Source organism: Nitrospinota bacterium (assembly GCA_035528715.1).
Classification (GTDB): Bacteria; JADFOP01; JADFOP01; order DATKYB01; family DATKYB01; genus DATKYB01.
In genome coordinates, this window is sequence record DATKYB010000109.1 from 1 (window position 1) to 21,707 (window position 21,707).

Annotated in this window: 26 protein-coding genes, 1 tRNA gene and 1 riboswitch; of the genes, 15 read left to right on the forward strand and 12 right to left on the reverse strand. The window is 35.7% G+C overall.

Going from position 1 to position 21,707, the window contains the following annotated elements; all coding sequences use genetic code 11:
* A partial coding sequence (locus VMW81_07860; GenBank protein HUU50858.1) for a PAS domain S-box protein occupies nucleotides 1-1,266 on the reverse strand: 1,266 nt, incomplete at its 3' end.
* Nucleotides 1,267-1,670: 404 nt separating this feature from the next.
* Between VMW81_07860 and VMW81_07865 the strand changes: the two genes are divergently transcribed.
* The 5 genes from VMW81_07865 to VMW81_07885 all read left to right on the forward strand — a co-directional run bounded on the left by VMW81_07865 (nucleotide 1,671) and on the right by VMW81_07885 (nucleotide 7,492).
* Nucleotides 1,671-3,440: an ATP-binding protein gene (locus VMW81_07865; protein ID HUU50859.1), complete on the forward strand. Its 1,770-nt coding sequence runs from the start codon at nucleotides 1,671-1,673 to the stop codon at nucleotides 3,438-3,440.
* On the forward strand, nucleotides 3,437-4,795 hold the full coding sequence (locus tag VMW81_07870) for a sigma-54 dependent transcriptional regulator (protein ID HUU50860.1): 1,359 nt from the start codon (nucleotides 3,437-3,439) through the stop codon (nucleotides 4,793-4,795). The genes VMW81_07865 and VMW81_07870 overlap by 4 nt, the downstream gene beginning before the upstream one ends.
* A 300-nt stretch (nucleotides 4,796-5,095) precedes the next feature.
* Nucleotides 5,096-5,497: a response regulator gene (locus VMW81_07875; GenBank protein ID HUU50861.1), complete on the forward strand. Its 402-nt coding sequence runs from the start codon at nucleotides 5,096-5,098 to the stop codon at nucleotides 5,495-5,497.
* Nucleotides 5,498-5,698: 201 nt separating this feature from the next.
* A complete protein-coding gene (locus VMW81_07880; GenBank protein HUU50862.1) occupies nucleotides 5,699-6,547 on the forward strand; it encodes a dihydroorotate dehydrogenase electron transfer subunit in 849 nt (282 codons plus the stop codon).
* 12 nt (nucleotides 6,548-6,559) lie between these two features.
* Complete coding sequence (locus VMW81_07885) at nucleotides 6,560-7,492, forward strand: dihydroorotate dehydrogenase (protein ID HUU50863.1); 933 nt, start codon at nucleotides 6,560-6,562, stop codon at nucleotides 7,490-7,492.
* 8 nt (nucleotides 7,493-7,500) lie between these two features.
* On the opposite strand, the gene VMW81_07890 is transcribed toward VMW81_07885, so the two are convergent.
* Complete coding sequence (locus VMW81_07890; GenBank protein HUU50864.1) at nucleotides 7,501-7,782, reverse strand: SpoVG family protein; 282 nt, start codon at nucleotides 7,780-7,782, stop codon at nucleotides 7,501-7,503.
* A 168-nt stretch (nucleotides 7,783-7,950) separates the two neighbouring features.
* On the opposite strand from VMW81_07890, the gene VMW81_07895 reads away from it, so the two are divergent.
* The gene (locus VMW81_07895) at nucleotides 7,951-8,196 is read left to right on the forward strand and encodes a PP0621 family protein (GenBank protein ID HUU50865.1); all 246 of its coding nucleotides are present in this window, start codon (nucleotides 7,951-7,953) and stop codon (nucleotides 8,194-8,196) included.
* A 135-nt stretch (nucleotides 8,197-8,331) separates the two neighbouring features.
* On the opposite strand, the gene VMW81_07900 is transcribed toward VMW81_07895, so the two are convergent.
* The 4 genes from VMW81_07900 to VMW81_07915 form a co-directional block, all read right to left on the reverse strand.
* The gene (locus VMW81_07900; protein HUU50866.1) at nucleotides 8,332-8,784 is read right to left on the reverse strand and encodes a DoxX family protein; all 453 of its coding nucleotides are present in this window, start codon (nucleotides 8,782-8,784) and stop codon (nucleotides 8,332-8,334) included.
* A gap of 140 nt (nucleotides 8,785-8,924) precedes the next feature.
* A complete protein-coding gene (locus tag VMW81_07905; GenBank protein HUU50867.1) occupies nucleotides 8,925-9,113 on the reverse strand; it encodes a hypothetical protein in 189 nt (62 codons plus the stop codon).
* A 118-nt stretch (nucleotides 9,114-9,231) separates the two neighbouring features.
* Nucleotides 9,232-10,008, reverse strand: coding sequence for an MBL fold metallo-hydrolase (locus tag VMW81_07910; GenBank protein HUU50868.1), 777 nt, complete (start codon nucleotides 10,006-10,008; stop codon nucleotides 9,232-9,234).
* 2 nt (nucleotides 10,009-10,010) lie between these two features.
* A complete protein-coding gene (locus VMW81_07915; protein HUU50869.1) occupies nucleotides 10,011-10,868 on the reverse strand; it encodes a sugar phosphate nucleotidyltransferase in 858 nt (285 codons plus the stop codon).
* Between the two features lie 177 nt (nucleotides 10,869-11,045).
* Here VMW81_07915 and VMW81_07920 point away from each other — a divergent pair, with 177 nt between their 5' ends.
* Nucleotides 11,046-11,189: a hypothetical protein gene (locus tag VMW81_07920; GenBank protein ID HUU50870.1), complete on the forward strand. Its 144-nt coding sequence runs from the start codon at nucleotides 11,046-11,048 to the stop codon at nucleotides 11,187-11,189.
* Between the two features lie 22 nt (nucleotides 11,190-11,211).
* On the opposite strand, the gene VMW81_07925 is transcribed toward VMW81_07920, so the two are convergent.
* Nucleotides 11,212-12,084, reverse strand: coding sequence for an alpha/beta hydrolase (locus VMW81_07925; GenBank protein HUU50871.1), 873 nt, complete (start codon nucleotides 12,082-12,084; stop codon nucleotides 11,212-11,214).
* Nucleotides 12,085-12,179: 95 nt separating this feature from the next.
* Between VMW81_07925 and ndk the strand changes: the two genes are divergently transcribed.
* On the forward strand, nucleotides 12,180-12,596 hold the full coding sequence (gene ndk / locus VMW81_07930) for a nucleoside-diphosphate kinase (GenBank protein HUU50872.1): 417 nt from the start codon (nucleotides 12,180-12,182) through the stop codon (nucleotides 12,594-12,596).
* A 10-nt stretch (nucleotides 12,597-12,606) separates the two neighbouring features.
* Here ndk and VMW81_07935 read toward each other — a convergent pair whose 3' ends face one another.
* On the reverse strand, nucleotides 12,607-13,710 hold the full coding sequence (locus tag VMW81_07935; GenBank protein ID HUU50873.1) for a D-alanine--D-alanine ligase: 1,104 nt from the start codon (nucleotides 13,708-13,710) through the stop codon (nucleotides 12,607-12,609).
* 182 nt (nucleotides 13,711-13,892) lie between these two features.
* Here VMW81_07935 and acpS point away from each other — a divergent pair, with 182 nt between their 5' ends.
* Both acpS and VMW81_07945 read left to right on the forward strand, forming a co-directional pair.
* On the forward strand, nucleotides 13,893-14,270 hold the full coding sequence (gene acpS, locus VMW81_07940; GenBank protein ID HUU50874.1) for a holo-ACP synthase: 378 nt from the start codon (nucleotides 13,893-13,895) through the stop codon (nucleotides 14,268-14,270).
* 82 nt (nucleotides 14,271-14,352) lie between these two features.
* Nucleotides 14,353-14,429, forward strand: a riboswitch (cyclic di-GMP riboswitch).
* 85 nt (nucleotides 14,430-14,514) lie between these two features.
* Nucleotides 14,515-15,228: a flagellar hook-basal body complex protein gene (locus tag VMW81_07945; protein ID HUU50875.1), complete on the forward strand. Its 714-nt coding sequence runs from the start codon at nucleotides 14,515-14,517 to the stop codon at nucleotides 15,226-15,228.
* Here the strand turns inward: VMW81_07945 and dapF are convergent.
* Nucleotides 15,225-16,058 (reverse strand): diaminopimelate epimerase, encoded by an 834-nt coding sequence (gene dapF / locus VMW81_07950; protein HUU50876.1) that lies wholly within the window; start codon nucleotides 16,056-16,058, stop codon nucleotides 15,225-15,227. The genes VMW81_07945 and dapF overlap by 4 nt on opposite strands.
* A 231-nt stretch (nucleotides 16,059-16,289) precedes the next feature.
* Between dapF and VMW81_07955 the strand changes: the two genes are divergently transcribed.
* The 3 genes from VMW81_07955 to VMW81_07965 all read left to right on the forward strand — a co-directional run bounded on the left by VMW81_07955 (nucleotide 16,290) and on the right by VMW81_07965 (nucleotide 17,666).
* Nucleotides 16,290-16,386 (forward strand) — tRNA-Sec (locus VMW81_07955).
* Between the two features lie 460 nt (nucleotides 16,387-16,846).
* The gene (locus VMW81_07960; protein ID HUU50877.1) at nucleotides 16,847-17,224 is read left to right on the forward strand and encodes a PilZ domain-containing protein; all 378 of its coding nucleotides are present in this window, start codon (nucleotides 16,847-16,849) and stop codon (nucleotides 17,222-17,224) included.
* A 79-nt stretch (nucleotides 17,225-17,303) separates the two neighbouring features.
* Nucleotides 17,304-17,666, forward strand: coding sequence for a PilZ domain-containing protein (locus tag VMW81_07965; protein ID HUU50878.1), 363 nt, complete (start codon nucleotides 17,304-17,306; stop codon nucleotides 17,664-17,666).
* Between the two features lie 198 nt (nucleotides 17,667-17,864).
* On the opposite strand, the gene VMW81_07970 is transcribed toward VMW81_07965, so the two are convergent.
* Nucleotides 17,865-18,023 carry a hypothetical protein gene (locus VMW81_07970; protein HUU50879.1) on the reverse strand — a complete coding sequence of 53 codons (159 nt, stop codon included), beginning with the start codon at nucleotides 18,021-18,023 and terminating at the stop codon, nucleotides 17,865-17,867.
* 251 nt (nucleotides 18,024-18,274) lie between these two features.
* Between VMW81_07970 and VMW81_07975 the strand changes: the two genes are divergently transcribed.
* Both VMW81_07975 and VMW81_07980 read left to right on the forward strand, forming a co-directional pair.
* On the forward strand, nucleotides 18,275-18,763 hold the full coding sequence (locus VMW81_07975) for a chemotaxis protein CheW (GenBank protein ID HUU50880.1): 489 nt from the start codon (nucleotides 18,275-18,277) through the stop codon (nucleotides 18,761-18,763).
* A 33-nt stretch (nucleotides 18,764-18,796) separates the two neighbouring features.
* Nucleotides 18,797-20,827, forward strand: coding sequence for a methyl-accepting chemotaxis protein (locus VMW81_07980; protein HUU50881.1), 2,031 nt, complete (start codon nucleotides 18,797-18,799; stop codon nucleotides 20,825-20,827).
* Nucleotides 20,828-20,884: 57 nt separating this feature from the next.
* Here VMW81_07980 and VMW81_07985 read toward each other — a convergent pair whose 3' ends face one another.
* A complete protein-coding gene (locus VMW81_07985; GenBank protein ID HUU50882.1) occupies nucleotides 20,885-21,412 on the reverse strand; it encodes an NUDIX hydrolase in 528 nt (175 codons plus the stop codon).
* 136 nt (nucleotides 21,413-21,548) lie between these two features.
* A complete protein-coding gene (locus VMW81_07990; protein HUU50883.1) occupies nucleotides 21,549-21,698 on the reverse strand; it encodes a DUF2892 domain-containing protein in 150 nt (49 codons plus the stop codon).
* Between the last annotated feature and the right edge of the window lie 9 nt (nucleotides 21,699-21,707).

A 21,707-nucleotide genomic window follows, 5' to 3' on the forward strand; every position in this document is an offset into this window, starting at 1 on the left:
CTCCCCTATCTTTAACTTCTCGGTTTTCATTAACTCCATACCCTCTTTGGTACCGCCACCCCTAAGAAGATAATCCCCCTCTCTTATCCGGTAAACACACTCATCAGCCTCAAGAAGTCGAGCCGCCTGCTTTGCTATCCATGGGAGAAGTTCTTCTCTTGAGACAATAGAGGCAATCTTTTTATCTACTTCAAAAAGGGTCTTTAACTGCCCTGCCTTTTTCTTTAACTCCTCTTCTGCTTTTTTGAATTCTGTAATATCTGTGAGCACACCGAAGCTCCCCTTAAAGTGGCCTTTTGAATCGAATATCCCTTTTGGGGATGCAAGTGTATGAACACGACGGCCATATTTACTTCTCCAAACAAGTTCAAAGGGAGCGGCATCGCCTTTTTTTCTCTCAGCAATCTGTTCCTTCATTAAGGCCTGATAATCCTCAGCTATAAATTCTAACAAGTGATGCCCTAACATCTCATGCTTTGAGTAACCCAACATGTCACTGAACTTACTGTTTACATAAGTCAAGATATAATTCTTGTCAGCTATCCCTAAACCTTCATTCATTGTTTCAACCAGTTTGCGGTATTCTTCCTCGCTTTTCTTCAGTGCCTCTTCTGCTCGCTTACGTCCGATGACGTGCCTTCTCATTGATCGAAGGGCAAAAAACCAGACAAACAATAGGATGGGGATAGTAATCACGATAGATAAAACAGCCAAGAATGCCTGCCGACGTTGCCTGTGAAGGTTCGATTTTGCACGCTCTTGTAAAGCCACGGTGACATTCTTTATTCCTTCGGAGTAAATCCGTTTCTGATTTTCATACTCATCACCAAATAGAAGGAATGCAGCTTTTTCAGGATGGCCCTGGCGCACTAAATCAAAGGCTTGTTTTTCTATTGCGACCAGTTTAAGGTTAGCAGTATTTGTCTGGGCCGCGGCTTCACTCATGAAGATCTTCGGTTCCAGTTTCATTGCCTCCTTGATAGCTGCGTCTAACTTTGGCTCGAAGACTAAATAGCGCTCTTCCCACCATAGGTCGCCTGTGGATGCTGCCATGCGTGCTGACATGGTCAAGACTTCGTCAAGATGCGTAATGATACCGCTTAATTCCTGGAGTCGGAAGTCTGTTAACTTAATTATCTCAAAGTTCCTGTAAGAGTTCCAAACGTGCCAGCCTAACCCTGCAAACACAGCTATGGTAAGAACCAAAGCAGCCGCAAAAACCTTTACTGGGAAAAATCTTAATGATTTATTTTCGGTATGTGTCATGGATTTGCTTTTAGAGAATGGGGAGTTAACCAATCTTTACTATCTCCTCTTTTGATCTGTCTGCTTCAATCAAAGTTAATCTCACTCGCAACTTCTTGGATCTTTGATTTTTATTTTAAACCAAAATCAGATTTTTGTCTAAAAAAGTATGTTATTAACTCTAGGATATTTTTTGTTCAATCCTCAAAGCTCAAAATAAAAATTATAAATAATAATATTTATCGGCTCATTTTCTCTAGAAATCAACTCTTTAAAAAAATTTTTTACTTCTTTTGAAAAATAAGAAATTAAGAAATCCTTCTTAGGAAAGATTTTATGGAAAAGTGTTTAAAGTATTTAAAGTAAGTGTCCGATATATTTTTATAATCATTAAAGTTATAGAAAAAACAAATAAAGGTTTTCTCATGTCTTTAAGCATAAGAGAACAGGAAAAGAAGGATACTCTTGTTTACACTTTTGATAAAGTATTACAGGGTGATCTTTCTGTCAGGGTAGATCTGGAAGGTCTTTCTAAAAAACAGAGCGAATATGGAAAGAGATTAAACATGCTCATTGACATCCTTGAAAAAAGTGAAAAAGAAAAAGATATGTATATTAATATTTTTGGAGATTCATTTTTCTCTTATGAGAGTTATATATATTGCTTCTCAGCCTTTAACCGTATTGGGGATATATTAAATAATACCTTTGATGTTAGCGAGATCTGTAAATCAGCCATTAAGATATGCAAAGAGGAGCTTGATTTTAAAGACTACATCATTGCTTTAAAAAGTAAAGGTAGGCCTGGATTAAAAATTTATAGAGAAGATGGGAAATTAGAATTGGAAGCGAACAGTGAATTTCTGAAGGTAGAGGGAATGATAAATAAAGTATTTAAAAAAGAAGAATCGACATTTATTACACAACATGAAGAAATAAAACACTTTAAAAAGCTTCTATCAAAAAATGATCTCTCTTCTATCCTGCTAGAACCGATTATTTCTAATAAAAAGGCGGTTGGAGCAATAGGGTTTGTCAATGGAAATGAAAAAGGTTTAGATCCAGGATATGAAAAACTGCTTGGAATTTTATCAAATTTTTTCGGACATGTTATTACGATTGCAGATCTCTATAAAGATACAAGGTTAAAGTCGAAAGAGATAAAAAACAGTAAAAATAAATTACAGGCCCTTTTTGATAGTATTTCAGACATGATCCTGGTTGTTAATAGGGATTTTGAGATTACCATGGCAAATTATAAGCTGGCAGAATTTTGCAATACAACTCCTCGGGATATCATAGGTAAAAAGTGCTACTCCTCCTGCTATAAAAAAGAAGATATTTGTCAAGAATGCCCCTCATTGAAGACCTTTGATTCAAAAAAGCCACAGTTCTTAGAATTTACTTTTGGCAATGAAATTCTTCAATTATGGACCTATCCCATGTTTAATTCAGACGGCGAACTTGAGTTTGTTATTGAATATGCAAAGTTTATAACAGAACAAAAAAAACTGGAAAGACAGATACAACAAGCAGAAAAAATGTCTTTAATAGGACATTTGGCCACAACAATAGCCCATGAGATTCGAAATCCATTATCTGGCATCCTTACAACAGCACAACTGTTAGAAGAAGAATTCGACCAAGATGACCAGAGAAAGATGGATATGCAGGATATCACTCAAGAGATTCACAGGATTGAAAAATTAATGAATGAAATGCTTTCATTTTCAAAACCACAGCCTTTACAATTTAACTCTGTTGATATCCACGATATATTAAATACGGCCTTTTCTTTTCTAAAAAAGGATGCCAAAAGACATAATATTGAGATTGTTGAAGATTTTGATAGAACATTACCTAAAATAAAAATAGACCCCAACAGAATACAACAGGTATTTCTTAATCTTATGTTAAATGCCATTGAATCTATGGCAAATGGTGGAAGGCTCAAGATATCAACCAATAGAAGCGAAGAATGGATAGAGATAAAATTTATAGATTCAGGCATAGGAATATCCAAGGAAAATCTCAATAAGATATTCGATCCCTTTTTTAGTACGAAGACCAAAAAAAAAGGAACAGGTCTCGGTTTATCAGTGAGTTATAAAATTATAAAAGACCATAAGGGAGAAATAGAGGTAGAGAGCAAACAGGGAAAAGGGACCACTTTTACAGTAAGGTTAAAAATATGAAAAAGACTATTCTTTTAGTGGATGATGAGGAGCTCATCAGAAAGTCTCTCTGTAAGGCACTTAGCAAGCAGGGATATGAAGTTTTTGCCGTGGATAATGGAAAGGAGGCTCTAAGGCAGTATGAAGATATATGTCCAGATCTTGTCCTCCTCGACATAATACTTCCTGATATGAATGGTTTTGAAATATTAAAAGAGATAAAAAAGATAGATAAAGAGGCTCTTATCGTTATGATTACAGGCGATAGCGGAATAAAAGGAGCTGTAGAAGCGGTAAAATTAGGGGCTTATGATTATGTTGGAAAGCCTATAAATCTTGAAGAGTTAAAATTTACCATAAATAAGGCCTTTGAGAATCTAAAGCTAAAGAGAGAGGTCAAGGCCATTAAGGAAACAAAAAGGGAAAGATATGGATTCGATAAGATTATTAGAAAAAGTCAAAAAATGGAAGAGTTATGCGATCGAGCCAAAAAGGTGGCAGCCAGCAATGCCTCAATAATACTGATCCAAGGAGAGACCGGGACAGGAAAGGAGCTACTAGCACAGGCGTTTCATTACCATAGTTCAAGAAGAGATAAACCTTTTGTTATCGTCAATTGTACTGCGCTTTCAAAGGAGCTTTTAGAAAGCGAATTCTTTGGTCATGAAAAAGGAGCCTTCACAGGGGCTATAAAACTGAGAATTGGGAGATTTGAAATGGCAGATGGTGGCACGATATTTCTGGATGAAATAGGAGATGTGAACATAAGATTGCAGTCCAAACTCTTAAGGGTAATCCAAGAAAGGCAATTCGAAAGGGTTGGGAGCGCTAAGACCATTTCTGTAGATGTCAGGGTTATTGCAGCTACGAATCACGATTTAGAGGTTTCAGTTAATGACGGTCGTTTTAGGGAAGACCTGTATTACAGACTCAAGGTTATTCCCCTTTATATTCCTCCATTAAGAGAAAGAGAAGAAGACATACTGGTGCTGGCAGAAGATTTTATAAAAGAATATAACAAAGAATTTAGAAAAAATATAAGAGGGATTTCTCCAGAGGCTGCTAAGATACTGCAGAATCATGTATGGAAAGGGAATGTGAGAGAGTTAAAAAATATAATAGAGAAGACGGTCCTCTTAGAAAGCGAGGAGATCATAGAGGCAAAAGATCTTCCATTAGATATAAAAAGTTCCGTCAAAGAAAATGAAGACTTTTTTGAGAATGATGAACTGATAACCTTAGATAAAATTGAGAAATATTATGTAGAGAGGGTATTGGAAAAGACGGGCGGAAATAAAAGTAAAGCCGCAAGGATATTAGGTATCACAAGACAAAGGCTTAAAAGAAAATTAAATCCTACTGGAGTCACAACTTAGATTTAAAAAGTTACCCCCTCCATCTCAACTAGTCTATTTCATAACACCACTGGGTTAATTCAAACCTTAAATTATCTATTAAAAATCAAAGGTTTTTCCAAAAGATTAGAAATCTGTTTGAAAGCGTACACAAAAACTTTTGTAAAAAGATAAACTCAGAAATTCTTTTAAAGCCTTCTATCTTTTAACATATTGATAAATAATAAGTTATTATTTTTTTTATTCCTTTTCTCCTATGGCATAAAAATAGCAATAATAAAAGTTTGTTTTTAATAAATTTAATAAAAGGAAGAAAAACTTATGTTGAAGATTAAACCAACAATACTCATTGTAGAAGATGAGGAACTATTCAGAAAGTCGCTTGGTAGACTTATCGATAGATTGGGCTATAAAGCAATTTCAGTCTCAAATGCCGAGGAAGCATTAGAGTTAACAAAAAATGCCTCTTTTGATCTTATTTTGACAGATATCAAGCTACCTGGAATTACTGGATTAGAACTTTTAAAAACAATAAAACAACGTTCCTTAAATTCAATAGTAATCGTTATAACAGGATATGGAAATCCAGATATTGCAGTAAAAGCAATTCACTGTGGAGCAGACGGTTATCTTTTAAAACCAGTAAGAATAGAGGCTTTAAAACATACTATTAATCAGGGAATCGAAAAAAGTTGTCGCCTAAAAAATGTCTCTTGTAACTGAGCCTGTTACTGGCGAATAATAAATAGTCGAAAAATGGTGTATATAAACAAATCCTGTATAAAATAATCAAGAGAAATAGAAGTTTTTCCTGTCGTAATTTCTCCCTATAAATAATCACGCCTTTAAACATTTTATTGACATCTTATTTTTGGTCTATTATAAACTCTAAATGAGATTGCTCCCTTAAGAAGGATATTGATAATGAGAGCCAAAATTCTAAAGAATCAAGAAGTGTCTCCTGGCTATTATAAAATGATTCTTCTTTCCCCGGAGGTTGCCAGCAAGGGAAAAGCAGGACAATTTATTATGCTAAGGATAAAAGAGGGCTTTGATCCCCTTCTTCCCAGAGCATTTGCTATTCATAGAATCATATCTGAAAGAGAGGGTTTAAGCAACTATCATTCCATAGAGATATTATATCAAGTAGTGGGAAGGGGAACCAAATTGATGAGTTTAATGAAACCAGAAGAGGAACTTTATATTATTGGACCCCTTGGAAATGGATTTACCATTTCTCCTCCAACAAAAAGGGCTCTTATTATTGCAGGAGGAATTGGTATTGCACCGATGTATTTTTTGGCAGAGGAGTTAAAAAAGGAAAATATGAAAACTCACCTCATCATAGGTGGAAAAGGGGAAAAAGATATTCTCTGTATAGAAGAATTTTTTTCCTTAGGGGTTGAAATAGAAATTTCTACAGAGGATGGTAGCCTTGGAAAAAGAGGTATGGCAACAGGGCTTTTTAGAGACCTCATCGAAAAAGAAGACAAAAACTTCTTTAAAGATATTTCTATTTTTGCCTGTGGTCCGGATGCGATGTTACAAAACATTGCAGATTTAGCCTTAAAAAATTCCTTAAACTGTCAAGTCTCTATGGAGGCAAAGATGGCTTGTGGAATTGGTTCATGTTTAGGTTGTGTCGTTAAAACAAAAAGTGAAGGATCAGAAAGGCATTCTCAAAAAAATTCAAACCAAACTCAAATGTTTTCTTACGACCGGGTTTGTAAAGAAGGTCCTATCTTTGATGTTAATGATCTTATCTGGGAATAAAAAGAAACGAATATGAATTCAGAGGATAAAAAAATAAAGCTATCAGTTAATATTGCTGGCTTGAAACTCAAAAATCCAGTACTCACTGCTTCAGGGACCTTTGGATATGGAGAAGACTATGATGAATATATTGATTTGAATAAGTTAGGAGGTATTGTCGTTAAAGGCTTGTCTTTAAAACCCACCTTGGGGAATCCACCTCCTCGAATTGTTGAAACCCCAGCAGGAATGCTCAATGCAATAGGATTACAAAATATAGGAATCAATTCTTTCATAGAAGAAAAGCTCCCCTTTTTAAGGGGATTTGATACCAAGATAGTGGTTAATATATATGGCCATACTCAAGAAGAGTATAGCCTGATTGCAGAAAAAGTAGAGGGGGTGGACGGAATTCATGGAGTTGAGGTAAACATCTCTTGTCCTAATGTGAAAAAGGGAGGAATGATATTTGGAACTGATCCTAAAGAGACATATAAAGTCGTTCAGGCAGTAAGAAAAAAGACCTCCTTGCCATTGATAATTAAACTGTCTCCTAATGTAACTGATATAACCGTTATTGCTAAGGCAGCAGAAGATGCCGGGGCAGATGCCCTATCCCTCATAAATACCCTCTTGGGCATGGCTATTGATATCGACTCCTTAAGGCCACTCCTTGCCAATATTACTGGAGGGCTTTCTGGCCCAGCGGTTAAACCTGTGGCTCTAAGAATGGTATGGGAGGTATATCATTCGGTCAAGATACCCATCATTGGCATAGGAGGAATAACGAAGGCCTCGGATGCCGTAGAATTTATGATAGCTGGAGCCTCTGCTGTAGAAATAGGAACAGCAAACTTTATCGATCCTACATCTACTCTAAAGATATTGGAAGGGATAAAGATCTATTGTTTAGAAAAAGGCATAGATAATATTAATAGCCTTATAGGTAAATTACAGATTGATTAATGATTATCTTATTCCTTTTTCATATATAGTTCTTTGTATCTGTCAATAATAGATTTTCTCAGATACTCTTTTATCTCATTATTTAATGGAATGACGAGATCTTTATATTTTCCGTCCCTTGTCTTTTGGTTTGGAAAGCCTACAAAAAGACCGCCTTTTTCCGCTTCAATGATTTTAAATCCTTTAAGTAAAAGGGCGTCTTCTATAGTAACGTCAGCATATCCTCTTACCTGTCCGCCTATATTTCCTGTATCAAAGGGATATATCTTGATATCGGTTATCTTTAACATGAGTATCACCCACGGATAATTTATTCAAACTATAAGAGGAGTGGGATATTAATTTTATAATTTAAAATAGATAAAGTGAAAGATCAAGTTTAATAAAGCAAATCAATGAAATAATTGACCCAAGCATTTTTATATGTTACTTTAAAAATTATAGAAAAAGGCTTTCATATGAGACATATAATATTAATTATCCTCATTATTCTTTTTTACTATCTCGTAAAAAGTTTTTTCTCGCCACCGAAGGCTAGTCAAAAAAAAGGGTATGGTGGAACAGAAATTGATGATGAAATGGTTAAAGATCCCAATTGTGGTGTCTACATACCTAAAAAGGAAGCATTAGAAAAGAAGATTAAAGGCCAGAAATACTATTTCTGCAGTAAAGAATGCATTGAAAAATTCAAACAAGGGAATTAATCTCTGATTACTTTATAATCTTTTAATATATTTAATTATTCAATAATTTTTTAAACCTTCCTTTATTCCTTTATCAAGATATCAAAAACTTAAATCAAAACTCTCTGATCGTTGAAAATATCTCTACCAAAGCAATTATTCCTCAAGTCTATTAGTAATGAGTTGATCCAAGGAATATTTTCCAGGTCCATAGAAAAGAAGAAACAGGGCCATTCCAAGAAGGGCAAGATTGCATTCAATACCGTGTTCCTTTCCAGGTAGATTAAACCAGTTCATAAAGAATCCTGCATGAATATGAATCTTAAAAATGGCTACCAGCATAACTATAGAAATGCCAAGGGAAGATAAGCCTGTAAGAAACCCAAAGATTACTGCAATACCTCCAAGGAATTCTGTAAATGCTGCAATCACTGTTAAAAAGGCTGGAATGCCTAATGCCTCGTTAAAGACCTGTATAGTACCGCTGAGTCCCTTCCCACCAAAAATTCCTAAAACCTTTTGAGCGCCATGGGCAAAAAAGATAACTCCCAGAGGTATTCTAATAGCAAGGACTGCGCCTTCCATATAAGGCAATAAGTACTTTTTCACATATACCACCTCCTTTTTTTAATTTCTAAAAGAATTCATCTTATTTATCATAAAAAAAGAAAAACCCCTGTATTCTCGGGGTTTTTTCATATATGTCGAATTATTTTCTTACTTTTTTAAGATTCACAGATATCTTCAAATCAATCGGAGGATATTATGTCACCAATATCCTCATTCTTTGGCCTGCATTTAGGGCAAAACCTTATAATCTGATCCCTGCGGTAATAAAAATCTGCATCCATATCATCCTGCCTTAACATCTCAAAGGATTTAGGATTGATATAATATATCTCTCCACACTTCTTACATTTCGCCTCATTTTCTTCCATCTTCTATCCCTTTCAAAAAATATCAATTAAAGAACTTTATAAAATATAATATAATATGAGTTTGGCTCATCAACAAGGATTTTGTTTAAAAATAGAAGAGATCATCTCTTGTAAACAATTACAAAACAAATCGCATCAGGTCTTCTGCTAAGACAATTTCTCCCTGATAGACCGATCTACACTGATTAAGTATATCATGGCTATCACAAACAGGATAGAAATGTGTGAGAATAAGCTTTTTGCAACTTGATCTCTTGGCTATCTGGCCAGCTAAGGAAGGGGTAAGATGCCCGCTGACTCTCTTTTCATCTGGAAAGGAACATTCTAAAATTAAGATGTCTACATCTTTTGCAATTTTTATTAAGCTCTCGCAGTAATCAGTATCTCCTGAAAAGACAACAGACGATTGTTTTCCCTCTCCGTCTTCTGATTCAACACGATAGGCTACACTATTTTTGCTATGGAGGACAGGGGTACTCATAACTTTAAAGTTTTTAAAGGTAAATTCAGAATTTTCAATGGTCGATACTTCATGTATAAGAATCTTATATGATAGGGAGGTAATCCATTTCCCATATAAAGAAATAAAACTGTTATAGAGTTCTTTAAACCCTTCTGGACCGACAAGGACAAGGTCTTTATCTCGAAGCAATTCTGGGGTATTTTTCATTGCAAAGAGGAGGGGAATCAGATCTCCTGTATGATCAGGATGGAAATGAGTGTAAAACATAAAATCGATCTCGAGATATTCTAAACCAGCCTCCAATAATCTCCTCATTGTGCCTGAACCACTATCAAGCAATACAATATTATCCTCAATCTTTAAGGCTATACCAGGAGAACTTCTCCTTAAATACGGCACACATGTTCCAGAACCGAGGATATATAACTCCATGATTATTCCTGTTTTTTAAAAGAATGGGAACTGCTCTTTAAATACTCATCTGCTGCCAAGTAGCCAGCAGGATGTCCTGTATCAAATACACTACCTTCAACAATAACTCCCAAAAGACTTCTATCCTCTATCATCTCTTGAAAGGCAGGGACATCATCTAACTCACCATTAACCTTCTCCTTAATCTTATCTATACATTCAAATAGCCTCGAAGTACATATATATCTGGCAATACCCCTTAGGGTCTCATTTTCATCCTGAAGGGAAAAGGTTCCTTCTCCTTTATCATGGAGCTTTGTTAATTCTAATACTCCTTCTTCAAGAATATTAAATTCGATTCTCCCACAGTTACCAAAGAGATGGGCATTACTCTTATCAATCCTTGTGATTCCCAAAAGATCTTTTTTGTACCTTCTAAATTCATTGATGAGCTGTAAAGTTACAGGTACCTTACCAATGATTATATTATCAGGTATTAAGACGGCAAAAGGCTCGTTTTTTAAAAAGTCTTTTGCAAGGTAAAAGGCATCTGCAACACCTCTTGGTTCATCCTGATAAATAAAGATGAATTGAAGAGCTGAATAAGGTTCTTTTTTAAATTGATCTCGAAACCTCTCTAAAAGATAATCTCTCAAGATATTCTTTCTTTTATTGATGATGATAATGATATCTTGAATTCCTGAATGAATTGCCTCTTTTATTGAATATTCAATCATACATTTATTATTTATGGGAAGCATCTCTTTTGGAACCATGTCTGAAATTGAGAGCAGTCTTTTCCCCAGCCCTGCAGCAGGTATAACGGCTTTTGTTATTTCTAAATCCTCATTCATAATCTTTAATTGCTTTTTTATAACCATTATTTTTATCTATGTGAATAAAATATTAGAAAACTATTCTTATTTCAAGCTGATTTTTTAATGCTATAAGTCATCTTTCTTATTTAATTTAAAAAACTCTACTACCTAATGATTGACAGAGGATAATGAATTTAGTAGTTTAGTAACAACTCATTTAATAAAAACTGGAGATGAAAGATGCATTGGACGACAGGTCTTTTAATCGGTCTCTTTGGTCTATTTTTTATGGCAAGTACTGAAAATGTGCTTGGAGATTATATTGGTATAGCTATTGTTATATTTGGTGCTGCTTTGGCTATTAAATTAAAAAGGAAGCTTTAAGGAATTTTTTTATCATAAAAACTTATGACTCCTTTTTTAAAAAATCTGTTACGAGACTGTTGACTATTTCTGGTTTTTCTTCTTGAGGGGCATGTCCGCATTGAGGGATGATATGGAGGGTTGAGTGAGATATTTCTTGATGAAGCCGCTTTGCAAGGGCAAGCGGTATTATTCTATCCTCTTCTCCCCATATAATTAATGTCTTATGTTTGATGGTGGGGACCTGTTTTTCAATATCATCTATATCCGAAGGAATTAGTCCCTTTGCAAGAGCAACGAATGCTGACTTCGTTCCTTTTAGATTTAAAGGAGCACTATATCCATTTATAACCTCCTCAGTTATTAATCTGTTATCAAAATAGACCCTTGGAAGGACCTGCTGGATAATAGACTTTGAAGAAAAAAAATAAAAAGGAATCCTAAGCAGTGGGTTTTTTAACTTTCTTATATAGGATGGGAGACTTTGTTTATAGCAAGCAGGGGCCAATAATACAAGCTTAGATACCAGAGAAGGAAATTTTAAGGCCATAAGGAGAGATATTCCCCCTCCCAATGAATTCCCTACAAAGACAGCCTTTTTAATTTCTAAATAATTCATAAATTCTCTTATAAAGAGGGTCAGCGCCATTGGTGAATAGTCAGAATTCTTGGGTTTGTCAGAATTACCATGTCCTTTGAGATCAAGAGCATAAATTGGGTTGTGGCGAGATAAAACATCAACGTTATTTCTCCACGAAAATATTGAGGCAAAGAGGCCATGGATGAGGATGATTGGGCAATTTTTTTTCTTGGACTCAGTATTATCCTGAAAGATATAAGAAACCTTTAAGGGGTTTTCTGACTCTTTATTCATTGAGTCTGATATATCAATATATTTTTTTTTATAATCTTTCATCTTGATTTTAAGAATCATTAAGTATTAATATTACAGTTTAAAAAATGATTATGTCAAGAATAAGGGGCTACTGAGAATGAGAAAAGGAGGTAATAATGGAAAGAACGCTGGCTATTATAAAACCGGATGCAGTATCGCGAAATCTCACAGGAAAGATTTTATCCATTATCGAGGCTAATGAATTTAAGATAAAGGCTATGAAAATGTGCTCCTTGACAAAAAGGGAGGCAGAAGGATTTTATTATGTCCACAAGGAAAAACCATTCTTTGAAGGCTTGACAAATTTTATGTCATCAGGTCCGATAGTTGTCCTTCTATTGGAACGGGAAGGAGCTATAGATCAGTTAAGGGAGATTATGGGAGCAACCGATCCAAAAAAGGCTGATATATGTACGATAAGAAGAGAATATGGTCTTGATGTCGAGAAAAATTCCATTCATGGCTCTGATTCAAAAGAATCAGCAGATTTTGAAATCTCCTATTTTTTTAGTGATTTAGAGATACTAAAGTAATGAAGGGTCGTTAAAATCGGGTTTTTGATTTCTTTTTATCTCTATATCTTTCTAAGGCAAGGTCAATAAGCCTGTCTATGAGTTTCTTATAGGATAGCCCCGAGGCCTCCCAGAGTTTTGGATAACAACTCAATTGAGTAAATCCAGGAATCGTATTGACCTCACTGACATAAAGCTTATTCTTTGTTTTTTCCAAAAAGAAATCGACTCTTGCCATGCCTGCACAGTCTATTGCCTTATAAGCCTCTATGGATAATCTTCTTACCTTTTCTGAGACCCTTTTGGGAAGAGGTGCAGGTATAACGATATCAGTCATCCCGTCGGTATATTTAGCCTCATAATCATAAAACTCCTTTTTAGGAATAATTTCTGCAACGACAGATGCTATAGGATCGTCATTTCCCAATACACTACACTCGACTTCTCTGCAGAATATTCCTTCTTCAACGATAACCTTTCTGTCATATAAAAAGGCCGACTTTAAGGCCTCTTTTAACTTCTTTCTGTTTGTAGCCTTTGAGATGCCAACACTCGAACCAAGATTCGTTGGCTTGATAAAGGATGGAAAACCTATTTTATCTTCAATTACTTTAATGGCATTTCTCTCGTCTTTTTTCCAATCGACCCTTTTTATTATTGCAAAATCAGGTGTTGGAAGTCCCTTTTGCTTGAAGAGAGACTTCATAATCCCTTTATCCATGCCTATAGCTGAGGCCATAACCCCTGCTCCTACATAAGGAATATCCGCCATTTCAAGAAGACCCTGAATCGTCCCATCCTCTCCATAGGTGCCGTGCAAAACGGGAAATACAACATCGATTTTTAATTCCTTTTTCAAAATTTCTTTTTGACTTTTAAGAATAAAAATTCTTTTTTCACGAGGATTAAGAGAGAGAAGGGCCGTCGTGTTATTGACCCATTTTCTTTTTGATTTAAGAATCGCCATGGGGTCTTGAGACACAATCCATTTGCCATCAAGAGATATGCCTATGGGGATAATTTCATATTTTTTTCTGTCCATTGCATCCATAACAGATGCAGCAGAAATCAAGGATATCTGATGCTCGCCTGATCTCCCCCCAAAGAGGACAGCTACCTTTAGCTTTTTTTTCATTATTAAAACAGTCTTATATATTGAAAAAGATAAGCTTAGGTTTATTTAACATAGAGAGAGGGAATCGTCAATAGATATTGCTTTTTCAAGCTAAATAATTTTTTATAAACATATCAATACAATAAATCTTGCTATTTTAAATAAATTTTACTATCTTAAAAAAACTTTCAGAGGATGCTTATATGGTCTATGGCATAGGTATTGATATTGTTAAAGTTGAAAGGATCAAAAAGGCCATTCTCAAAAACGGCCAGAGATTTGTAAAGAGGATTTTTACAGAAAAAGAAATCTCATATTGTGAGAAGCGAAAAAGCATGTATCAACATTATGCCGCAAGGTTTGCTGCAAAGGAGGCGGTTTTTAAGGCAATGGGAACAGGCTGGCGCAAGGGAGTTTCATGGAATGAGATTGAAGTAGAAAATGATTCCTCTGGAAAACCTCATATCAATATCTATGGAAAGACAAAAGAGATCGCTGAAAGGATCGGGGGCAAGAGGTTTCTTATAACGATAACCCATAGTGATGAATATGCTATTTCAAAGGTTATTTTGACAGATTAAAGTTTTAAACAATAATACTTTTTTAGCACTTTAGGTCTTGACAAAATTTCAAAAGGTACTATCTTTTATTAATACGGATTTTTTTCCGAAAGGGCAAACTATTCCGAAAGGATAGGACGCAAAGCCACTGGCCCAGCAAAGGGCAGCAGGGTTGCCAAGAGAGATAAAAGAGATTTCAAAGCCTATCCTTTAAGGAGGATAGGCTTTTTTTGTTGGATATGTGTATCGCTAAAGGATATTTTCTATGCCTCTATATAGTTCGGCTATATCAGGTATAAATGCAGCTATAGATAGATATAATGTTTCCGCGAACAACAGAGCGAACATATCAACCAGCGGTTTTAAGAAAAGCAGGGCTCTTTTGGCCACATCTCCGTCTAATAGTGGGGTCATAACCTCTTCGATCCAGCGGATGCATAGCCAGGGAAGCCTCATTCTCACCAACCAGTCTTTGGATATAGCCATTGATGGCAAGGGCTTCTTTCAAATATCATTAGGCAATAATGGAAAAGCCTATACCAGAGATGGAACTTTCCAACTAGATAATCAAGGAAGAATCGCAACCACCAGCGGTAAGCCCCTCTATCCCGAAATCACTGTGCCGGTCAATGTAGAAAAAATAAGCATGGATACATCAGGAAACATAAGGGCACTTATCAACGGAAACTGGCAGGACCTCGGTCAGATTGAATTGGCATATTTTCAAAATCCAGGGGGGCTAACCCCAATAGGAGACAATCTCTTCGTAGAGACCATTGATTCAGGAATACCTCTAACAGGTATCCCTGATAGTGGGGGTTTTGGTAAAATCATTCAAGGAAGTCTAGAGTTATCAAATGTGAATCTGGCAGAAGAGGCTGTGAGTGATGTTATTACAAAAACCATAGTTGGAGCGAATATAGCTGCATTAAAAACAGAGGATAAGATGTTAGGGGCCTTGATCGATTTATTTGTCTAGCCTAAATTCCACTCACCTGTAAATATCTCTCTTGCTGGACCTTTCATATAGACGCTATTATCCTCTTTCCATTCAATCTCAAGGTCTCCACCTTTTAGATGGGTCAACAAAATTCTTTCGGTCTTATGATTTAATACGCCAGCAACGGTTACAGCTGAAGCCCCCGTTCCGCATGCCAGAGTCTCTCCAGAACCCCTTTCCCATGTTTTTATCTCCACCTCTTTCGAATTAATCATTTGGACAAACTCCACATTTGTTCTATTAGGAAATAGAGTACTGGTCTCAATGAGAGGCCCGTATTTTTCAACAGGAAAAGAGCGAACATCATCTACATATATGACACAATGGGGGTTACCCATAGATACGCAAGTAATATTAAAGGTTTTATCGTCCACTTCAAGTTCTTCGTTTATCACTCTTCCCTCCTGTCCTTTCATGGGTATATCTCCCCTCTCCAGAGTGGGGCAGCCCATATTCACTCTTACCTTGCCTACCTTGCCATCCCCTATGTATAAATCCAATGTTTTTATTCCTGAAAGAGTCTCTACCGTTATCTTCTCTTTATTTGTCATTTTATGATCGTAAACGTACTTACCAAGACATCTGATTCCATTACCACACATCTCGGCCTCACTACCGTCAGCATTAAATATCCTCATCTTAAAATCGGCTTTATCTGAAGGTATAATAAGGACCAGACCGTCTGAACCAACACCAAAATTCTTATCACTTATTTCTCGGGCCAAAGCAGATGGGTTTTTTACCTCTTCATTAAAGCAGTTAATATAGATGTAGCTGTTTCCAATCCCATGCATCTTGGTAAATCTCATTTTTTTCTTTCCTGGTCTCCTGATTTTTAAAATTACTTATTTAACTATATATAAAAATCTCTATATTAGCAAATCATCTCACTCTATCTTAAATAAAAAGTTATATAAAAAGAGTGAAAAATGCAAGGAGCAAATTTCAGGTATGTCCCTGTAGATAGCCTTATCCGGGCAATGACAAGAGTTTTGTATTGACACTATAAAAAAGAGAGTATATTCTTTCAATACTTAAAAGGAAGCGTCTAGGTGCCGGTGTGCCTCCTGGACTTCAAATCCAGTGGCGAGCTCTAATAAAGTTCGTGGTGGGTTCGACTCCCATACGCTTCCGCCAAATAAATCAATAAGTTCCCGCGAACTGATTTTTCTTTTCAATTTAAAGCCTCTCTGGAATTTGAAGCATTGTGATAAATTTGTGATAAAAAATATCACCAATCCCCTTCAGATTTTTCAGGAATTTTTCCTGCACCCTTTTGCTTTTTAGGAATTTTTCCAGCGAATGAGGAAAGTATGGATTTTTTAATTCCCCCTTTCGATTTTTAGGGATTTGACAAGCGAGCAAGCGAAAAAAGAAGCAGCTGTCTGAAGCCGAAGGCTGAGTTTGCTGTTTCGCCGAGCGAGCAAAGGCAAATCCCGTTAAGAAAATCGAGGGGGTGTTCTTTTTTCGTCACTTTTTTGGACAAGCAAAAAAGGGACATATCAATCCTATAAACTTTTTTTCTAGAATCACTAAAGTTTTTAAGTAAGATTACCGATAAGATAAAAAATTTAAAAATTTAGAGGTTATTTTATCAATGAAAACAGTAGCAAAGAAAGAGAGACGTCGATCACCAAGAATAGTTTTACACTCTGCTGTTATGGATGTATATGATACCGATATTAAACTTCAAGCAAAACATAGAGGAAGAATCTGTGACGTTTCTACTTTAGGAGTAAAATTTATTTCTAACAGGTCCTATGCTAAAGAATCGACGATTTATGTCGGTCTTTTGTTACCGAATTATAATTCTTTGATAAATGTCTCTGGAAAAGTAGTCCGGTGTGAACAGGAAAGAGGTGAAGAGTACAATATTGCTGTAGAATTTAAGGAAGATCACTATCAACAGTCTTTAGTATTAGAATATATAAGAATTATGAAGTTGTGGGATAATCAATGGACGGGTCCCAGATAGTTTTCCTCTCTAAATTGATAAACTTAAATTTTTCTTCTTTCTCTTTTATTTTTATTAATCTTTAAATAATATTTTTGAAATGAAAAAGAGAGATCAAAAAGATAGGCGTCAAGCACCAAGAACAGCTTTGAACAAAGCCCTTGTTGATTTATTTTCACAGAAGATGCTAAATCAAAAAGGGCAGAGAGGAAAAATCTGTGATATCTCTCATTTAGGAATAAAATTTAGTTCTGACAAACCCTATATTAAGGGTTCGATAATTCATTTGGGTCTTTTACTGCCAAACTTTGTTCCCATAAGCGATATGACTGGTAAAGTCATACGCTGTGAACAGAAAGATAATGTTGAATGCTATACTGCTGTGGAATATAAAGGAGATTATTACTTACGGTCTCTGATAGAAGCATACATAAAAGCGATGAAATCGTGGAACTCACTTTAAACCAAGATCTCTTTTCACCCTTCCCTTAATATCCATATTAGTTATTTAAATACAAAAACTTTTTTATTTTCTGGCTTAATCTCTTTTATAAGTTCTTTTTCAAATCTTTCTCTACTGCTTTTCTTTACTCTTTTTTGTCTATTTTTAAACTAACTTTTCCCTTTTTTAGATTTCTGTACCTTTATGTGTTATCTTACGTCAGATATCAATATCGCCACAGGCTGAACACTTCGGGAAATATTCTCCTTTCCTTAATGATACGGTTATCTTCTTTCCTAAACTTTCATCACATACATCACATTCATATGTTCCGCTTTCAAGAACCCTGTCCCCTGTTTGATAAATTTTTTCTTCCATTTTTAGCTCCTTTCGGCATATATAATTTCTTGTTTAATTTTTTAATATTAATAAAAATATGCCTTTTTAAAACTTCAAATTTGATATCTCATAAAATTTAACCTTTTCGCACTTCAAATCCATTTGTATATTTTTAATTTTTAACTAAAGAATTTTTCTTAAACACCGATAAAGAAACAGAGATAATAATTTATTAATTTAATCACATAGAAGAGATCACGAAATAATAACCCTCACTGCATAAAATACATATGGAAAAAACAGCAACAGTCGAAAAAAAAGAGGCTGAAGAAAAACTTCTTCAATTAGTCACTTTTTGTTTAGATAATGAGGAATTTGCCATAGATATATTGAAGGTGCAGGAGATAAACAGAATGATGGAGATTACTAAAGTTCCCAAATCTCCAGATTTTGTAGAGGGTGTTATCAATCTAAGGGGCAAGGTTATTCCTATCGTAGATTTAAGAAAAAGGTTTGACTTAGAAATCGCAGAGTATACTAAAAAAACCCGTATAGTAGTAGTGGATATTGAGGGAAAGATTGTAGGCTTGATTGTTGATTCAGTATCTGAGGTATTACGCCTTCCTTCAGATACCATAGAACCGCCTCCATTTATGGTGACAGATATAAATTCTGAGTATATACAGGGAGTAGGAAAACTCGAGGATAGATTGTTGATATTGCTGAACCTCAATAATCTCTTTTCAAAAAGAGAAGGTAAGGAATTAAAGACCTTTTAATTTTTTAATTTAAAATTCAGAGAGGAATATATCATGAAAAAAATAGATCTCAGTCTTATAAAAAATATTAGTATAAGATACAAGCTGATCGTAACTACTCTCATATTAATCCTTATCCCTTTGTTAATCTCCTCTTATGATGCCATCTCCACGTCCGATAGAAATATAAAAAAGATTATAACCTCAAAGCTTGATTCTGACCTTAAGGTTGCTTGGCAGATTTATAACCAGGAGTTAATGAATAATAAAATAATTGCGGAAAACCTCTCCCATAATAATAACCTTTTAAATTTTGTCATGGCAACCCAAAACGAACTTTTAGATCAGTGGTTAAAGGCTCAAAAGAATGTGACAACGTTAAATATTCTTACCGCCTTAGATACAAAGGGTGTGGTTGTCGGATCAGCAAACAATCCCGGTCTTGTGGGGAGTAAAATATATCAGGGCAGTCTTATCAATGAAGCCATCAGCGGCAAGGCGGTAAACTCTACAGAGATCATTCCTTACAATATCATTAAAAATGAGTTATTAGAGAATAATGTCAATATAAATGGTTTTCAATCAAACAATGCCATGGCCCAACTCTCTGTAATTCCTCTCATCGATATGTATAATAATCAGATGGGGATTCTTGTTGCTGGAAGCCTCATCAATAATAATTTTTCAATCGTTGATAAGATTAAAGATACAGTAGGGGGAACAGCCACCATATTTCAAGGTGATAACAGAATATCAACAAATGTTAAGGATAAGTCTGACAATCGAGCTATCGGTACCAAGATGTCAAAGACGGTTTTTGACAAGGTATTATTTGAAGGCTCGAGTTTCAGGGGCAGGGCATTTGTGCTAACAGATTGGTATCTCGGCGCCTATGATCCGATAAAAAATAACGATGGCAAAAACATAGGTGCCGTGTACGTAGGGGTGGAAGAAAAGCCTTTTAATAAGATACAAAAAAGTTTTAGAAATCGAGTGATGTTGCTTGTATTATTTTTTATAGCTCTTGGCGCCATTATTGTCTATTTCAGTACCGGTTTGATTATTAAACCCATTGAAAAGGTAAGCCATAGGCTTAAAGACATTGCTGAAGGAGAAGGGGATTTAACCAAAAGCTTAGAGGTTACATCTAATGATGAAATAGGAGAATTAGCCAAGTGGTTTAATGTCTTTGTGGCAAAGCTTCACAGTATCATTCATAAGGTATCTAACTCTACAAGTCAATTAGCCTCAGCGGCAGAACAGTTATCTGCGTCCTCTGCTCAAATTTCTTCTGGGGCGGAGAAACAGACATCCCAGACAGAACATATCGCAACCTCTATGGAGGAGATGAGCGCCACGATCATAGACATAGCTAAGAATGCCAACGAAGCAGCAGAAGCTGCAAAGGGTGCAGATGAAAAGGCAAATAAAGGGGGAGAAATCGTTAAAAATACGGTAGGGGGCATGAATAGAATAGCCGAAGCTGTCAAAGAATCAGCACATACTATGCAAGCCTTAAAAAGCAGCTCAGAGCAGATAGGAGAAATCATAGGGGTAATCGATGATATAGCTGACCAGACGAATCTTTTGGCCCTGAATGCAGCGATTGAGGCAGCCCGTGCTGGAGAACAGGGAAGGGGCTTTGCTGTTGTGGCAGATGAAGTAAGAAAGCTAGCAGAAAGAACAACCAAGGCCACCAAAGAAATCGCAGAGATGATAAAGAGTATCCAGTCAGATACCAGCGGTGCTGTGAGTTCCATGGAAGCGGGGAGCAAGGAGGTAGAGAAAGGGGTTGCATTAGCCAATGAAGCAGGAGAGGCGTTGAAACAGATTGTAGAAGAGGTTCTGAAAGTAACAGATATGGTTCAGCAGATAGCCACATCTACAGAGGAGCAGTCTGCTGCTACTGAAGAGGTATCTTCTAATATAGAATCTGTTTCTACGGTTGCCAAAGAGACCTCCTCAGGTATGGAACAATCTACTAATGCCATACAAGAGTTGAGCCAACTCGCTACTGGGCTTAAGAATATTGTTGGACAGTTTAAGTTGAAAGTTGAAGAAGAAGTAAACGTTAAAGAGGAATAAGTTTAGACAAAGAAGAGGTTGCCTTCAGATTAAAAATCTTGCATGCTCATTAAAAATTTATTTTACCAAAGAATAGGTGAGTTGAAGGCCTATGATACTCTTCGCATCAATAATTTCTCCTTTTTTAATCATATCTAATGCTTCTTTTATAGGTCTTTCTGATATTTCTATTATCTCATCAAAATCAGGATTTTTGGGACAACGCTTAAGTCCTGTTGCAAGAAATATATGAATACGCTCATCACTAAATCCAGGTGTAGTCCATATTGTGGTTAATTTTTTAAAGTTTATTGCATGATAACCCACTTCTTCCCCTAACTCCCTCTTAGCGCATAAAAGAGGGTCTTCATTATTATTTAACTTGCCTGCTGGAATCTCCCATATATGCCCCCCTGTTATATACCTGTATTGTTTGATCATAACGACTCTCCCATCTTCATGCATGGGAACAATAGCTGATGCCCCAGGATGGCGTACTATCTCTATTTTACACTCTCTTTCATTAGGCAAGATGACATCTTCAACATCTAAATCTATAGTAACGCCCTTATAGATATTTTTGATTCCCTTTTTATAGCTTTCCATATTATTCAGTATCTCCTTTAAGACAGTTTCACTTGTTTGATAGGATTCTTGCTCTTTTATACGAGTTTCTCTAGAGGAGAGAATAACTCTTTTTTGTTTATGAATCTTTGTTGAGGACCCTCAACACAATCCCTTTTCACGGACAATATCTCAATATAGAGGTTGCTAAAAAGAAAAGGCCTAACCATCCCCAAGAAGTTTTTGGACCAACAAAGACAATCATGATAAGCAGGACTCCGAGGATGATTCTAAGAATGGCTTCAGTCTTATCAACATTTTTTTTCATTATCTCTTC

Coding starts and splice junctions, on each gene's coding strand:
- VMW81_07960 (HUU50877.1), top strand. CDS start 16,847: ATGAAAACAGTAGCAAAGAAAGAGAGACGTCGATCACCAAGAATAGTT.
- VMW81_07875 (HUU50861.1), top strand. CDS start 5,096: ATGTTGAAGATTAAACCAACAATACTCATTGTAGAAGATGAGGAACTA.
- VMW81_07975 (HUU50880.1), top strand. CDS start 18,275: ATGGAAAAAACAGCAACAGTCGAAAAAAAAGAGGCTGAAGAAAAACTT.
- VMW81_07905 (HUU50867.1), bottom strand. CDS start 9,113: ATGGAAGAAAATGAGGCGAAATGTAAGAAGTGTGGAGAGATATATTAT.
- VMW81_07910 (HUU50868.1), bottom strand. CDS start 10,008: ATGGAGTTATATATCCTCGGTTCTGGAACATGTGTGCCGTATTTAAGG.
- dapF (HUU50876.1), bottom strand. CDS start 16,058: ATGAGATTTACCAAGATGCATGGGATTGGAAACAGCTACATCTATATT.
- VMW81_07945 (HUU50875.1), top strand. CDS start 14,515: ATGCCTCTATATAGTTCGGCTATATCAGGTATAAATGCAGCTATAGAT.
- VMW81_07990 (HUU50883.1), bottom strand. CDS start 21,698: ATGAAAAAAAATGTTGATAAGACTGAAGCCATTCTTAGAATCATCCTC.
- VMW81_07980 (HUU50881.1), top strand. CDS start 18,797: ATGAAAAAAATAGATCTCAGTCTTATAAAAAATATTAGTATAAGATAC.
- VMW81_07865 (HUU50859.1), top strand. CDS start 1,671: ATGTCTTTAAGCATAAGAGAACAGGAAAAGAAGGATACTCTTGTTTAC.
- VMW81_07870 (HUU50860.1), top strand. CDS start 3,437: ATGAAAAAGACTATTCTTTTAGTGGATGATGAGGAGCTCATCAGAAAG.
- VMW81_07925 (HUU50871.1), bottom strand. CDS start 12,084: ATGAAAGATTATAAAAAAAAATATATTGATATATCAGACTCAATGAAT.
- VMW81_07880 (HUU50862.1), top strand. CDS start 5,699: ATGAGAGCCAAAATTCTAAAGAATCAAGAAGTGTCTCCTGGCTATTAT.
- acpS (HUU50874.1), top strand. CDS start 13,893: ATGGTCTATGGCATAGGTATTGATATTGTTAAAGTTGAAAGGATCAAA.
- VMW81_07920 (HUU50870.1), top strand. CDS start 11,046: ATGCATTGGACGACAGGTCTTTTAATCGGTCTCTTTGGTCTATTTTTT.
- VMW81_07890 (HUU50864.1), bottom strand. CDS start 7,782: ATGTTAAAGATAACCGATATCAAGATATATCCCTTTGATACAGGAAAT.
- VMW81_07895 (HUU50865.1), top strand. CDS start 7,951: ATGAGACATATAATATTAATTATCCTCATTATTCTTTTTTACTATCTC.
- VMW81_07885 (HUU50863.1), top strand. CDS start 6,560: ATGAATTCAGAGGATAAAAAAATAAAGCTATCAGTTAATATTGCTGGC.
- VMW81_07965 (HUU50878.1), top strand. CDS start 17,304: ATGAAAAAGAGAGATCAAAAAGATAGGCGTCAAGCACCAAGAACAGCT.
- VMW81_07985 (HUU50882.1), bottom strand. CDS start 21,412: ATGGAAAGCTATAAAAAGGGAATCAAAAATATCTATAAGGGCGTTACT.
- VMW81_07915 (HUU50869.1), bottom strand. CDS start 10,868: ATGGTTATAAAAAAGCAATTAAAGATTATGAATGAGGATTTAGAAATA.
- VMW81_07970 (HUU50879.1), bottom strand. CDS start 18,023: ATGGAAGAAAAAATTTATCAAACAGGGGACAGGGTTCTTGAAAGCGGA.
- VMW81_07935 (HUU50873.1), bottom strand. CDS start 13,710: ATGAAAAAAAAGCTAAAGGTAGCTGTCCTCTTTGGGGGGAGATCAGGC.
- ndk (HUU50872.1), top strand. CDS start 12,180: ATGGAAAGAACGCTGGCTATTATAAAACCGGATGCAGTATCGCGAAAT.